This window comes from Mammaliicoccus vitulinus, assembly GCF_029024305.1.
GTDB lineage: Bacteria > Bacillota > Bacilli > Staphylococcales > Staphylococcaceae > Mammaliicoccus > Mammaliicoccus vitulinus.
This window is the reverse complement of the sequence record NZ_CP118974.1, coordinates 333,946-348,002: the sequence shown is the minus strand read 5'-3', so window position 1 is coordinate 348,002 and position 14,057 is coordinate 333,946. Positions and strand designations below refer to the sequence as shown.

At 34.1% G+C, this 14,057-nt stretch carries 11 protein-coding genes; 3 read left to right on the top strand and 8 right to left on the bottom strand.

The features are described from left to right. Positions 1–64: 64 nt before the first annotated feature. Together PYW35_RS01610 and PYW35_RS01605 are read right to left on the bottom strand one after the other, a co-directional pair. The gene (locus PYW35_RS01610) at positions 65–787 is read right to left on the bottom strand and encodes a response regulator transcription factor LytR (protein WP_016913074.1); all 723 of its coding nucleotides are present in this window, start codon (positions 785–787) and stop codon (positions 65–67) included. Next, on the bottom strand, positions 787–2,541 hold the full coding sequence (locus PYW35_RS01605) for a sensor histidine kinase (protein ID WP_103322909.1): 1,755 nt from the start codon (positions 2,539–2,541) through the stop codon (positions 787–789). The genes PYW35_RS01610 and PYW35_RS01605 overlap by 1 nt, the downstream gene beginning before the upstream one ends. Before the next feature lie 139 nt (positions 2,542–2,680). On the opposite strand from PYW35_RS01605, the gene PYW35_RS01600 reads away from it, so the two are divergent. Next, a complete protein-coding gene (locus PYW35_RS01600) occupies positions 2,681–3,466 on the top strand; it encodes a putative hydro-lyase (RefSeq protein ID WP_103322910.1) in 786 nt (261 codons plus the stop codon). Positions 3,467–4,130: 664 nt separating this feature from the next. Here the strand turns inward: PYW35_RS01600 and PYW35_RS01595 are convergent. Next, positions 4,131–4,973, bottom strand: a complete 843-nt coding sequence (locus tag PYW35_RS01595) for a tryptophan 2,3-dioxygenase (protein WP_103322911.1) — start codon at positions 4,971–4,973, stop codon at positions 4,131–4,133. Positions 4,974–4,975: 2 nt separating this feature from the next. Next, positions 4,976–5,596 (bottom strand): cyclase family protein, encoded by a 621-nt coding sequence (locus PYW35_RS01590; protein ID WP_103322912.1) that lies wholly within the window; start codon positions 5,594–5,596, stop codon positions 4,976–4,978. A gap of 137 nt (positions 5,597–5,733) precedes the next feature. Here PYW35_RS01590 and PYW35_RS01585 point away from each other — a divergent pair, with 137 nt between their 5' ends. Beyond that, a complete protein-coding gene (locus PYW35_RS01585) occupies positions 5,734–7,992 on the top strand; it encodes an ATP-binding cassette domain-containing protein (protein WP_103322913.1) in 2,259 nt (752 codons plus the stop codon). Positions 7,993–8,009: 17 nt separating this feature from the next. Here PYW35_RS01585 and abc-f read toward each other — a convergent pair whose 3' ends face one another. Together abc-f and isaB are read right to left on the bottom strand one after the other, a co-directional pair. Continuing rightward, positions 8,010–9,641: a ribosomal protection-like ABC-F family protein gene (gene abc-f / locus PYW35_RS01580; protein WP_103322914.1), complete on the bottom strand. Its 1,632-nt coding sequence runs from the start codon at positions 9,639–9,641 to the stop codon at positions 8,010–8,012. Positions 9,642–9,873: 232 nt separating this feature from the next. Continuing rightward, complete coding sequence (isaB, locus tag PYW35_RS01575) at positions 9,874–10,386, bottom strand: immunodominant staphylococcal antigen IsaB family protein (protein ID WP_103322915.1); 513 nt, start codon at positions 10,384–10,386, stop codon at positions 9,874–9,876. 617 nt (positions 10,387–11,003) lie between these two features. Here isaB and PYW35_RS01570 point away from each other — a divergent pair. Further along, on the top strand, positions 11,004–11,762 hold the full coding sequence (locus PYW35_RS01570) for a transglycosylase family protein (protein ID WP_103322916.1): 759 nt from the start codon (positions 11,004–11,006) through the stop codon (positions 11,760–11,762). A gap of 78 nt (positions 11,763–11,840) precedes the next feature. On the opposite strand, the gene PYW35_RS01565 is transcribed toward PYW35_RS01570, so the two are convergent. Together PYW35_RS01565 and PYW35_RS01560 are read right to left on the bottom strand one after the other, a co-directional pair. Next, entirely contained in the window at positions 11,841–12,401 is a 561-nt protein-coding gene (locus PYW35_RS01565) for an RBBP9/YdeN family alpha/beta hydrolase (RefSeq protein ID WP_016912845.1), read from the bottom strand. Between the two features lie 165 nt (positions 12,402–12,566). Beyond that, complete coding sequence (locus tag PYW35_RS01560; RefSeq protein ID WP_103322917.1) at positions 12,567–13,949, bottom strand: amino acid permease; 1,383 nt, start codon at positions 13,947–13,949, stop codon at positions 12,567–12,569. Positions 13,950–14,057: the final 108 nt, after the last annotated feature.

The window sequence follows — 14,057 nt, the reverse complement described above, 5'->3', positions numbered from 1 at the left end:
TAAAGCGTTTTCATGGCGAGATGCAATATTTCAAGGCTAAGTTACCATTTTAATACTGTGAAAATTATACTAACCCAATTTCTGATTTAAATGGCTTCATATATGAACGACTCACTTGTAATTTGATGTTACCGGTCAATGTTACTTGATACGTGGAGTTAAACCAGTGTTCAACAGATTGGATATGCTTTTTATTGATGATACTTGCACGATGTATACGAATAAATTTAGATTGATTGAGCTTTTTTTCATAATAACTGAGCGGCTCATTTGTTTCATATTCTGTTTCTACAGTATTAATTGTCGTCACGCCTTGATTCACTGAAACAGCAATGATGTCATCTAAATTCAATACATAAATGCGGTCTTCTATTTCAATCGGCAACACTTCATCTTGATTCACAAGCTTTGTTTCATTTAATTGAGATGACTCACTGTTTGTAATCTTCTTAATCGCTTGCTCAATTCTCGCTTTTTCAAAAGGTTTCAATATATAATCTGTAGCTTCTAACTCAAATGCTTGTACTGCATAAGTATCATGCGCTGTCGCAAATATGATGTGTGGAACATGTTTCATTTTATTAATTTTCTTTGCTAAGTCTAGACCACTTTCTTCCATTAAGTTAATATCTAAGAAAATGACATCAAATTCATGAGATAACAACTGTTCCAAAGTTTCTTCGATATTTTCCGCTTCTTCTATTTGACTGAATGATCCAATTTGATTGAGTAAATATTTGAGTTCATTACGTGCTAACGGTTCGTCATCAACGATAAGTGCATGCATTACATATCCACCTCTCTATATTTATGTGGTATTTCAGTACTTACTGTCGTACCTTGATTGCTCGTCTCAATTTCCAATTCTGCTGTTTGACCAAATAATCCCATTAATCGTTTATTTAAATTCTCAAGTGCACTACCTGTTCCCGACTGTGATTCTACGATAGTCTTTCCTAACAATTCTTTCTTACCTTCTGGAATACCTTGGCCATTGTCTTTTACAGCTAATTTAATCGATTGGTCATTGCCACTTACTGTTACCCAAATTCGATTATCATCTTTTCGGTTTGTAAAGGCATGTTTAATGGCATTCTCTACTAATATTTGAATCACAAAAGGTGGCACAAGTGCAGTTTGATATTGATGAGGTATATTACATTCAATAACAAAGTGATCTGGATACCTTGCTTGTTCTAAAGCGATATAGGCACGAACTTGCTCGAGCTCTTTCTCTATCGTAATCGTATTATTTCTCGCACCTTGTAAATTAGAACGAAAGAAATGACTCATTTGTAACAATAACTGACGTGCTTTTTCATGATCTATTCGAACGAGTGCAGAAATGGTATTCATCGCATTAAAGAAGAAATGAGGATTCACTTGAGCTTGTAATGACTTAATTTCAGCATCTTGTAATAACTTCTGTTGAGTCTCTACAGCACCTAGTTCCAACTGGCTAGAGAATATTTTTGCCAAGCCTTCAGCTAACCTTTTCTCTACAAATGTTAGATCATGGTAATCTGTAAAATATAATTTCAATGTGCCAACAATATCCTCATGTACATATAACGGTATAACTATAGCCGCTTCAAGCGGACAGTTTGGATGCTGACACCCTATATCTTTACTTGAATAAACTTCTTTTTGATTTCCTGTTTCAATCACTGCTTTGGACAAATCTGTAATAATCGTTTTGTCAGGTGTGTGATGATCACTTGCAACGCCAACATGCGCTAATATATGCGTCTTATTAGTAATGGCTACTGCTGATACTTTCATTAAATCTTTAATGATTTTTGCTGCTTGATGTGCTGATGATTCTGTTAAACCTTCCTTAAAATAAGGCAACGTCTGATTAACGAGTTTTAAAACGTCATGGGTTTGAATAGCTCTCATTTGCTCTTCTTGTTTGACGGTTGAAATGATAATAGACATAAATATAGCTGTTCCTAAACCGTTTATAATGATCATTGGAAGTGCTATAAGCTGTACAAGTTCCCATGCATCAGATTTTTGAGAAGAAAATAATAATATACAAATCATTTGTATCACTTCTGTAGAAGCACCTACTAAAGCACTTTGTGTAACAGATAAATAGCCTTTAGATTTCATGGCATATGTGCCAAAGTATCCAGCTACTAAACCAATCACGATTGATGATATTAAATAAGTATATGCATCTGCACCACCTATATAAACTCTAAATATACCGGATAATACACCTACAAAAACCCCTACAAAAGGTCCACCGATAAGACCAGCAACACCTATTGTTAATACGCGTGTATTAGCGAGCGATACTTCAGGTCCAAGATGTAGATAAATCATACTCGAAACGATTTCTCCATTATGTATTGCGACACCTGTAAAATTAGAGAGCAATGCAAATGATGAGAATACAATAATTAAACGCCATTTTACATACCATTTTTCACGTTCGCCCATCATATTTTTAAAATACGATGTATTCATTAATATATACGCGACTAGTATAATCAGACCAACCCGTTCTAATAATAAAACAAATAAATTCAACATATTTACACCTATCGATTCTTTATTTTTCACGTACATTTATATCAATAAACATTTTACCATATGAATGATGAAATCTATTGAATGAAAAGTAAATGATATAATATTCTATATATAACCAATGAACAAAGGGGATATGACAATGAATTTACAAAATGCATTACCAAATGAAATTAGAGCGCAAATTAGAAGCGGAGCATTACAAGTACCTACAAGCGGAATGGCAAAAGGATATGTGCAAGCAAATGTCGTTATTTTACCTTCCAAATATGCGTATGATTTTTTAAAGTTTTGTTTTAGAAATCCTAAGACATGCCCATTACTTGATGTTTCTGAAGTAGGTTCACCTTCATTTATGAAGTACGGTAAAGAAGCGGATATACGAACTGATGTAGGATTATATAGATTATATAAAGATGGTAAGTTTGTCGAAGAATATCAAGATATTACAGACTTGTATACTGATGATCTGGTTAGCTTTCTGATTGGTTGTAGCTTTACTTTTGAACATGCTTTACTAGAAGCTGGCATTCCAGTTAGACATATAGAAGAAAATCATAATGTACCTATGTATATCACAAATATACCAGCAACACCGAGTGGTACTTTCCAAGGAAATATTACAGTGAGTATGCGTCCGATGACGATGGCAGAAGCCATTAAAGCAACTGAAATTACGACACAATTTAAAGAAGTACACGGCACACCTATTCATATCGGAAACCCAAGTGAAATAGGCATTCAAAATTTAGCTACACCTGACTTTGGAGATTCTGTAAATATTAAACCTAATGAAGTACCCGTGTTTTGGGGATGCGGTGTCACACCACAATCGGTAGCTTTAGATGCCAAGCCCGAAATTATGATCACACACGCGCCAGGTCACATGTTTATAACAGATGTGAAAGATAGCGAAATGAGTCATTAATTAATATAAACTAGAGAAAAAAATAGAAATATAAAAATCACCCAATCCGAAAATGATTCCAACGGATTGGGTGATTTATTTTGAGTTGGGAATGATGTCCCAAACTTTTAATTGGATGAAGTTGGTGTGTTCAGAACTCCTATGTTGCTTGTTTAGTAAGTCTTGCAACATTCAGACCTTCTATGTTGCTTGTTTAGTCAGTCTTGCAACTTACAGACCTTCTATGTTGCTTGTTTAGTCAGTCTTGCAACTTACAGGCTTTCTATGTTGCTTGTTTCATCAGTCTTGCAACTTACAGGCTTCCTATGTTGCTTGTTTGGTCAGTCTTGCAACTTACAGACTTCCTATGTTGCTTGTTTGGTTAGTCTTGCAACATACAGTCATTCTATGTTGCTTGTTTGGTCAGTCTTGCAACATACAGACCTTCTATGTTGCTTGTTTAGTCAGTCTTGCAACATTCGTACCTTCTATGTTGCTTGTTTGGTTAGTCTTGCAACATTCGTACCTTCTATATTGTTTGTTTGGTCAGTCTTGCAACTTACAGACCTTCTATGTTGCTTGTTTAGTCAGTCTTGCAACATTCGGACCTTCTATGTTGCTTGTTTAGTCAGTCTTGCAACATACAGACCTTCTATGTTGCTTGTTTAGTCAGTCTTGCAACTTTCTATAGTTCAGTACGTAGCTCCCATAATTCTGGGAAGAAGTTCTGGTCAATAACACGTTTTAAATAGTTCACACCTGAACTGCCTCCAGTACCCATCTTAAATCCAATAATTCTCTGTACGGTCTTCATATGTCTAAATCGCCATTGACTATATCTATCTTCAACGTCTGTGAGTTTTTCTAGCAATTCGTATAATTCAAAGTGTTCTTCTGAATTTAAGTATATTTCTTTAAATGCTTCTTTGACGGAGTCATTTCTTACATAATTTTGGGTAACTTCTCTATCCAATACCTCTTTATCAATATCGAATCCTGCTCTACTTACTGCTTTAATCGTTTCATCATATATACTTGGTCGTTCAAGTTGTGTTTTCAGCTGATTATAAATCGTTGGTTCTTTTTCATATATTTTTAAGGCATGTGTTGTTTTGTATCCGAGGCTATATTCGATCATTCTATTTTGAAAAGATTGAAATCCTGAAGCATTGCCTAAATCATCTCTAAATTTCAAATAATCACTTGGTGTCATTGTTGATAAGACTTCCCATACTTGAATGAGTTGTTTTTGAATATTACCAACTCGCGCTAACTTTTTAAAAGCTTGTTTATATTGATCTACTTTAATGTCATCACAAGCTGAATTTATTTCATGGATAATCAGATTCATCCAAAGTTCTGAAACTTGATGTACAATGATAAATAACTTCTCATCGTGTGCATCTGTTAAAGTATGTTGTGCTGAAAGTACCTTATCTAAACCTAAATATTCACTATACGTCATATCTTCTGTGAAATCTGTTTTAACACTTTCCCCTTTAATTGAATCATCTTGGTATTTGCTCATGACTATTCCCCCTTTTTAGCAATAACCGCTCTAATTGGCGACCCATCTGCACCTACAATATTCAACGGTAACCCTATAAAGTCATAATAACCTTGTGCAACATTTTCTAATAACAAGTTCTCAATATTAATAATATCATAACGATTGAATGCATGATGATTATCTAAAGTCTTAGAATCTATGTCATCCACTGAAGGTACATCAATTCCAAATACTTTTATACCAATTGAAGATAAATAAGCTATCGCATCTTCTGTTAATACAGGAACTGTATCAGGAAACACATCTGAATGTGCTTCATACTTTGTCTTAATCATAACAATAGTCCCTTTAATATCGACATGCTCTAATAGCTCACGTGTAATCAGTTTTTCACCAATAAATTCTACTAATGTAGCCTCACCGATCAGCCTATTCACATCAATTTCATGAATTTTTATACCGTCATTATCGAAATGAAATGGGGCGTCCATATGTGTTCCAATATGCGTGCTTGTTGAAATGCTCCCAATATTTACAGAACTTGTTTCTTCCTTAGTTGCTGATAATTTAAATTGGAATGGTTCATCTCCTGGCCAATTTGCAATATCATTTGTTAACGTTTGTGTAACATCAATCCACATAAACATGCTCCTTTACATATGTAATCGTTATCATCTTACCTTTTTATCTTTCTATTGTACATGAATTTCATGATTTAATGGGTCTATCGTTTTGTAATCATTGATATTTGGGTAAACTAATATTGAGGTGAAATAATATGTCATACATACGTGTACATGGTGCAAACCAGAATAACTTAAAAAACATTAATATAGATATCCCGAAACATCAACTCACTGTCTTCACTGGAAGATCAGGTTCCGGAAAATCATCGCTCGTTTTCAATACGTTAGCGGCAGAATCTGAGCGTTTATTAAACGAGACTTATTCAAGTTATGTTCAAAACCAACTGACATCTTATGAAAAGCCTGACGTTGATAGAATTGAACATTTACCAGTAGCTATGATCATTAATCAAAAAAGATTAGGTGGTAATTCACGTTCTACTGTAGGTACTATTTCCGATATTTACGCTTCAGTTCGTCTTTTATGGTCAAGAATTGGCGAGCCATTTGTCGGTTATTCTAACGTTTTTTCTTTTAATAATCCAAGCGGCATGTGCGAACGTTGCCAAGGTTTAGGTTATGTTGAAGATATCAACTTAAATGAGTTATTAGATTATGATAAATCTTTAAATGAAGATGCGATAAAATTCCCTTCATTCAGACCGGATAGCTGGCGTGGTAAACGCTATTTATATAGTGGTCTATTCGATAATGACAAAAAGCTTAAAGATTATACTCAAGAAGAAATGGACACTTTTCTATATACAAAACCAAAAAAGCTTAAAAACCCGCCTGACAATTGGCCAAAAACTGCTAAATTCGAAGGTTTAATCCACCGTTTTAGACGTTCATTTTTACTCAATGATAATTTCGAAAAGAAACGTTTTTTAGAAGATGTCAATAGAGTTGTCACTTCTCATAAATGTCCTGAATGTGATGGCAAGAGATTAAATGACAAAGTTTTGAGTTGCAAAATTAATGGTCTAAGCATTACTGACTTTACAGCACTTCCAATAGATGATGCTATTACCTTTTTAAATAAACTTAAAGATGAAAAAGCAACATATATTATCAAACCATTATTAGAACAATTAAATGCTTTATCATACGTCGGACTCAATTACTTAACACTTGATCGCAAGACACCTTCTCTTTCAGGTGGAGAATCTCAGCGCATCAAATTAATACGTCATTTAAACAGTCCTTTATCTGACCTCGTCTATATTATTGATGAACCAAGCGTCGGTTTACACCCTGAAGATATCGAGAAAATTAATGATATTATGAAATCCATTCGAGACAAAGGCAACACCGTGCTCGTTGTAGAACATGACCCAGATGTCATTCAAATAGCAGACAACATTATAGATATCGGACCTGGAGCAGGTAAACACGGTGGAGAAGTAACCTTTACAGGAACATATCATGAACTATTACATTCTGATACTTCTACAGGCAAAGCTTTAAAACGTCAACATAAATTAAAATCAGCGCCTAGAAAAGCACAACAATATTTCAACTTAAAAAACATATCCGAAAATAATTTATCAAATGTGTCCGTTGATATACCTAAAAATATCTTATCTGTTATAACAGGTGTGGCAGGCTCTGGTAAAAGTACATTACTAAAAACAGGACTGAAATCTCATACAGCAACGACATTCATCGATCAAAAACCCGTGCATGCATCCAATCGTTCTAATTTACTAACCTATATGAATCTCTTTGATGAAGTAAGAGACTTTTTCAGTAAAGAAACAGGATTGAAAAAAAGTATGTTCAGTTATAATTCAGATGGCGCATGCCAAGAATGTCATGGTAAAGGTATAATCAAAACAGAACTTGCATTTATGCCAGATTTTTCACAAGTGTGCGAAGTATGCAAAGGGACAAGATATCAACCAGAAGTATTAGAAGCTAAAGTAAACGGCTATTCAATAGCAGATGTATTAGCATTGACTGTTGAAGAAGGTATCGACATGTTCAAAAACAACCAGAAAGTATACACAAGACTCAAACATTTAGAATCAACCGGTCTGCATTATATGACGTTAGGTCAATCACTTGATACTTTATCAGGCGGAGAAATACAACGCGTTAAACTCAGTCGATATTTAGACCAATCCGCTTCAAACCAAATATTTATATTTGACGAACCAACAACTGGACTGCATGAAGATGATATACCAACACTGCTATCATGTTTTGAACAACTCATTAATCAAGACAATACCGTCATACTAATCGAACATAATTTGACAATGATGACACATGCAGACTGGATAATCGACGTCGGCCCCGGAGCAGGCGCAAACGGCGGTAAAATATTATATAGCGGAGAACCAAACGCCCTTCTCAACATTAAAGAATCAGTAACCGCTAAACATTTAAAAAGATATGTAGAAAGATAAGAAAAACCGGCGCCTTTTTAGGCGTCGGTTTTGTTTTCTTTTGTTTTTTCTATTACATAATCGTAATTACCTTCGTATTTTGTTAGCTTTTTATCTTTTAATAGATAAGTTGTATCGAATAGTTTATTCAAAAAATACCGATCATGTGAGACTGCAATGATTGTTCCATTGTAATCTATCAGTGCATCTTCTATAGTTTCTTTTGCGTCTATATCTAAATGGTTCGTTGGTTCGTCTAATACGAGCACATTAAAGTCTTGATTCACTATTTGTGCCCAACGCAACCTCATCTTCTCTCCACCACTTAGGCTGCTTATTTTGTTAAATACGTCTTCTCCATAGAACATAAATTGTGCAAGTATATGTCTTGCTTGTCCTTCTGTAACATGAACTGCTTCTCTAAATGTAGCAATTACTGATTGATCTTCAATGTCTTCAAATGTATGTTGCGATAAATAGCCTATTCTTAAATTGGATGCACGCTTAACTATTCCTTCGTCTGGCTCTATTTGATTCATCATCATTTTTAACAATGTACTTTTCCCTGTTCCATTATCTCCTATGATTGCTACATGTTCTTTTCTTCTAATGAGCAAGTCTATTTCTTCAAACAATATATCTTCATACATTTTTGAAACGTGCTCTAATTCTATAACGTCATTTGAAACGCGCTGTCCTTCTGCTAAGTTTACGTTCATCTTTTTGTGTTCTAATATTGGTTTATCTAATCTCTTTATTCTATCTAATGCTTTCTCCATACTTTTTGCACGTTTGTACATTGCAGCATTTGGTGGCTTTGCCTGACTTGCCCATAATCTCAATTGTTTAATTGAGTCTTCCATTTTCTTTATCTTCTTTTGTTGTGTTTGATAAGCTTCAAATTCACGTATAATTCTCGCTTCTTTTTCTTTAACAAAATAACTATAATTTCCATGATATATATGCAATTGGCCTTGATCGATTTCTGCTATTTGATTTACTGTATCATCTAAAAAATATCGGTCATGTGAAACAATGACAACTGCTCCAGAATATTGTTTTATAAAATCTGCTAACCAATCAATAGATGAAATATCTAAATGATTCGTCGGCTCATCCAACAATAATAATTTAGGTTGTTGTAATAGTATTTGAGCTAAACCGACTTTCGTTCTTTCTCCTCCAGACAATTTCCCCCACGTATGACTTAATAAGTGGTTGATTTTTAATCCGTGGCTCACGCGTCTTATTTGAGCATCTCTTTCATAACCACCACGTTCTTCAAATTGTTCTTGCAAGTGCCCATATTTTTTTAATAACTGTTCCATTTGGTCAGTTTGATTAGCCATGTCGGTTTCAATTGACTGCATTTGCTTTGAAATATGATTGATTTCTTCAAACACTTCAGATAAACATTCATATACTTGCTTATCATCTTCATAAGTCGGTAATTGATTCAAATATCCAATTGATATATTCTTTTGCCAGCTTATTTGCCCCTCTGTCGGCGATTCTATGCCAGCCATCAATTTTAATAAAGTACTCTTACCTTCTCCATTTCTTCCAACTAAACCTACACAATCTCCTTCATTCAAGTCATATTTGATATTTTCAAAAATGACCTCACCTGTATAAGACTTAGTTAATTTAGACATATTGATAATATTCATATTGCTTCCTCCAAAATTGGACTATAAGGAAGCTGGTGTCAGACATTCCTTATAGCTATATTTTCTTTCAAAAAAGACACACTTCACCAATTTTGAAGAAACATTTGCAAATTTGTTGCGAACGATTACTAAAAATCTGCAACTATGAGCTAAAAGAAACATCTAAAACACCTCCGTTCATTCAAGTTATATTTATTATATAGTTCGTATTATTAATTTTCAATGGTATTCATCATTCTAAATCTTCGCCGATATTCACTTCTGTGACATAATTATCGTCCATAGTAAATATAATGATATTGCCCCCAACAATGAATCTATAATTTTTTCCGTTACTAGTTTCTTCTATAGTATAATCATTTCCATATGCATTGATAATTTGTGATTGAGTTATATGTTTCTTTTTCACAGGAAACTTTACACTAGCCGCATATTCACTTTCATGTTTATCACCAAAATAGTAAGTTTGATCATAAGATGTTCTATGCGTAAATGCTCCTCCGTCATTCGACTGGGGCTGTACTACTCTGAACCCGTTCATTGTGATATTCTTATACTCTAAAGCGTTGATGAAGGTTGAATCTAAAATAAAGCTACCATCATAGCCTGTATATCCTTTAAACTGATAATAAGGTGTTGTTGCAGCTTCGACATCATTACCGTTTTGACTAGGTATATCTATTATTCCAAAGATTGTTCCGATAGAAATACTAGTTGCAATTGTTAATTTCGCCACTTTATTCATTATCATCACTCCCTTTTAGTATAATTGTACACCTATATATTACAATAACATTACAAATATTTCAAAGATATTACGCACCACTATGATTAGTATACAAGTAGTAATAATACTGATAATTCAGTCTTTTGAAGATATATTTCTTCTTATCCCTACTCGCACTAACAAACTCGGATTTTCTACAATTATTTTTATAGCGGTTAAATGCTTCATAATCTTAAATTCCTCTTAAAAATTATAAATTCCAATTTTCTTTCTATATGATAGCACATCGACAAACGCTATTTTTTAAAGCTGAACATTCTCTCTTAATATTGAACTTCAAAACTGTCATGAAAGCATTTCGATACTCCATTCATATTTAGACCTTTTTCCCATCCAATTGTATACAATCGGTAAATTTAAGTGTATTATTACAAAATATAACGTTGGTAATTCATTATTACAATATATCTTTCACATTGTAATCTTTTGTTATTTGACTGTAATTTACAAAGCCTCTATTTATGTTATTGTTGGTTTGTCCCATTTTTAGGGAAGAATTATTAACTAACAAAGAAATCATCATCTAAAAATAAAATATTAATAAATAAAAAAATTATTCGGAGGGTTTTAAAATTATGAAAAAAGCAATTTTATCTTCATCATTAGCAGTAGCAATCGGAGCAACAGGGGTAGCATCTACACACGTAGCAGATGCATCTGAACAAGGCGTAAATAAAGAGCAATTAGCTCAGTTAGCTCAATCAAATTCATCAGAACTTAATGCACATGCTGTCCAAGAAGGCGCATATGATATTAATTTCGCATTAGATGGTTATGAGTATAACTTCCAATCAGATGGTCAAAACTTTACGTGGGAATATCACGCAACTAATGCCGCTGACTCAGAAAGCACTCAAGCTCCTGTAGCTGAGCAACAACAACCAGTTGCTGAACAAAACGTAGCTGAACAAACACCAGCTCCAGCAGCAAATAACACTGCTAGTGAACAAGCAACTCAAGAAGCTCCACAACAAGTTGAAGCTCCAAAACAAGAAACACAACAAGCTACAACTCAACAAGCTCCACAACAAGTTGAAGCTCCAAAACAAGAAACTAAAACAGCTCAAACATCTTCAGCTTCTGAAGGTTCAAATGTAAACGTTAATGATCACTTAAAAGCTATCGCTCAACGTGAATCAGGCGGTGACTTAAAAGCTGTTAACGCATCTTCAGGTGCAGCAGGTAAATACCAATTCCTACAAACTACTTGGGATTCAGTAGCTCCTGCTCAATATAAAGGTGTATCACCTACAGAAGCTCCAGAAGCAGTACAAGATGCAGCAGCTGTTAAATTATACAACACTGCAGGCGCTTCACAATGGGTAACTGCATAATTAAATAAGCAGTACTTAAACTAAATTTTTATTCAACACACTAATCCAACGCCCACGGCAATAGCCGAGGGCGTTTTTTTATTGATTAAATATTTCATTTACATAATGCGCAACTTCGGGAAATTGAGTATAACCATCCCTATCACAAAAATGACCATCATGATTGATTGTTATAAACTTTGAATTCAATCTTTTCGATAAATTTTCGCTCAGTTCATATGGAACAACGCGATCATTTGTTGCAACAACACTTACAATATTAGGTACTTGCGCTTGAAGTTTGTCAAAATCTATATCCGTATGTTGTATGTATTCATCAATTTTATTGAGTTCAGGGATAACTTCATAAAATCCTGCAACCAATATGATCCCTTTAACGTTAATGTCACCATCATATTGAGAAAGATAATTCAGCAACGTAACAACACCTAAACTATGTGCTACAATCACATTTTCACCAGAAGATAAATCAACTTCGTTCCTTAATGTCTCATTCCAATCTTTCAAAACAGGATTCGAAGCATTCGGAAAATCTAAAATTTTACTCTGAACACCTTGAAACTGTTCAGTAAGCCACTTAAACCAATGTTTATGACTATTTGCGTTATAGCCATGTGCGATATATAAATATTTGTCCATAAGTATCACCTTTCATCTAATTGTATATAGCGTTATTATACCTTAACATGCTATCAGTTTATAACGATGTTTATTCTCGTAAAGAACATGCATGAATAAGATTAAACAAAAACATCCTATCACTAGAACGTTAATCTAGTGACAGGATGTTTCATTTAATTAGGCTTAATATTCGCCTCTATCTACTTTATGATAACCTCTTAAGAAGTATATAAGTGTCATTGCTGATAGGAATACGATACCGATAATAACGGATACTCTTGTTTCTGCATTAAATAACATACCGATAAGTACTAAAATAAAGAACCCTAATGTCAGATAGTTTGTATATGGTGCGAATGGCATTTTGAATGGATGATCTTTAATTTCTTCAGGATGTTTTTTTCTAAATTGAATGTGACTGAATAAGATCATAAACCATGGTACCATCCCTGGTAAAATAGAAGCACTATATACGTATACAAATATATTTTCAGAACCATCTATAAATAATGGTAATAAGATGTTTAAAATAACACCTATAAAGATACCAATTGAAATTGCTAATACTGCAAAGAATGGAACGCCTGTTTTCATTACTTTTTTAAATATACGAGGCATTTGTCCTTTTTGAGCTAACGTGTATACCATACGACTTGAACTAAATATTCCAGAATTACAACCAGACATTGCTGCTGTAATTACGACAAAGTTAATTAATCCTGCTGCAATTGTAATACCCACTTTTGCAAATGTTGCAACGAATGGACTACCTACATTACCTAGTTGATCCCATGGATAAACTGTTACGATAACGAATATTGCACCTATGTAGAAGATTAAAATACGCCATATAACACCGTTTACAGCTTTCTTTATGTTTTTCTGTGGATCTTTCGTTTCACCTGCTGTAATACCTATTAGTTCTACACCTTGATAGGAACCAACAACCATTGATAAAGCAAAGAAGAAGCCTACTATACCATTAGGGAAGAATCCTCCGTGTTCAGTTAAATTACCTAAACCTATAGCATTTCCGCCATTTCCTAGTCCAAAGAATATTAAACCAAACCCTGCAACAATCATTAAAATAATTGTTACGACTTTTATCATTGCAAACCAGAATTCAAATTCACCAAAAGCTTTAACTGAAGCTAAATTGGCTGCTGCTAATGTAATGACAACTATGACACCAGGTATCCAGGTTGGTAAGTCTGGCCACCAGTATTGCATATATTGTCCGACTGCGATAACTTCACTCATTCCTACTACTATCCATTGGAATATGTTACTCCAAGCAGTTACATAGCCTGCTACTGGATGTAAATAATCACTTGCATAGTTGGCAAATGAACCAGTTGTTGGATATAAGTATACTAATTCTCCCATTGCTCTCATTACTAAATACAAAAATAGCCCTGCTACTAAATAAGCAAATATAGCCGATGGTCCAGTCCATTTAATCGTACTAGATGCACCCATAAATAAACCTACACCGATTGTTCCACCAAGTGCAATCATCTGAACTTGGCGTGAGCTAAGACCCCTTTTTAAATGATTGTCTTCCATTATTTCGTGTCACTCCTTGTTTAAATTCATCAAATTTAAATGCGTCAAACTTCATGGGACAATTATACTATAAAGTGTCAGAAAATAAAGCATTCTTGGAAAGCGTTT

What these genes read in the sequence shown, in the direction of transcription:
- PYW35_RS01565 (WP_016912845.1), bottom strand. Translation starts at nt 12,401, where the DNA reads ATGGACAAATATTTATATATCGCACATGGCTATAACGCAAATAGTCAT.
- PYW35_RS01600 (WP_103322910.1), top strand. Translation starts at nt 2,681, where the DNA reads ATGAATTTACAAAATGCATTACCAAATGAAATTAGAGCGCAAATTAGA.
- PYW35_RS01585 (WP_103322913.1), top strand. Translation starts at nt 5,734, where the DNA reads ATGTCATACATACGTGTACATGGTGCAAACCAGAATAACTTAAAAAAC.
- abc-f (WP_103322914.1), bottom strand. Translation starts at nt 9,641, where the DNA reads ATGAATATTATCAATATGTCTAAATTAACTAAGTCTTATACAGGTGAG.
- isaB (WP_103322915.1), bottom strand. Translation starts at nt 10,386, where the DNA reads ATGAATAAAGTGGCGAAATTAACAATTGCAACTAGTATTTCTATCGGA.
- PYW35_RS01610 (WP_016913074.1), bottom strand. Translation starts at nt 787, where the DNA reads ATGCATGCACTTATCGTTGATGACGAACCGTTAGCACGTAATGAACTC.
- PYW35_RS01595 (WP_103322911.1), bottom strand. Translation starts at nt 4,973, where the DNA reads ATGAGCAAATACCAAGATGATTCAATTAAAGGGGAAAGTGTTAAAACA.
- PYW35_RS01590 (WP_103322912.1), bottom strand. Translation starts at nt 5,596, where the DNA reads ATGTGGATTGATGTTACACAAACGTTAACAAATGATATTGCAAATTGG.
- PYW35_RS01570 (WP_103322916.1), top strand. Translation starts at nt 11,004, where the DNA reads ATGAAAAAAGCAATTTTATCTTCATCATTAGCAGTAGCAATCGGAGCA.
- PYW35_RS01560 (WP_103322917.1), bottom strand. Translation starts at nt 13,949, where the DNA reads ATGGAAGACAATCATTTAAAAAGGGGTCTTAGCTCACGCCAAGTTCAG.
- PYW35_RS01605 (WP_103322909.1), bottom strand. Translation starts at nt 2,541, where the DNA reads ATGTTGAATTTATTTGTTTTATTATTAGAACGGGTTGGTCTGATTATA.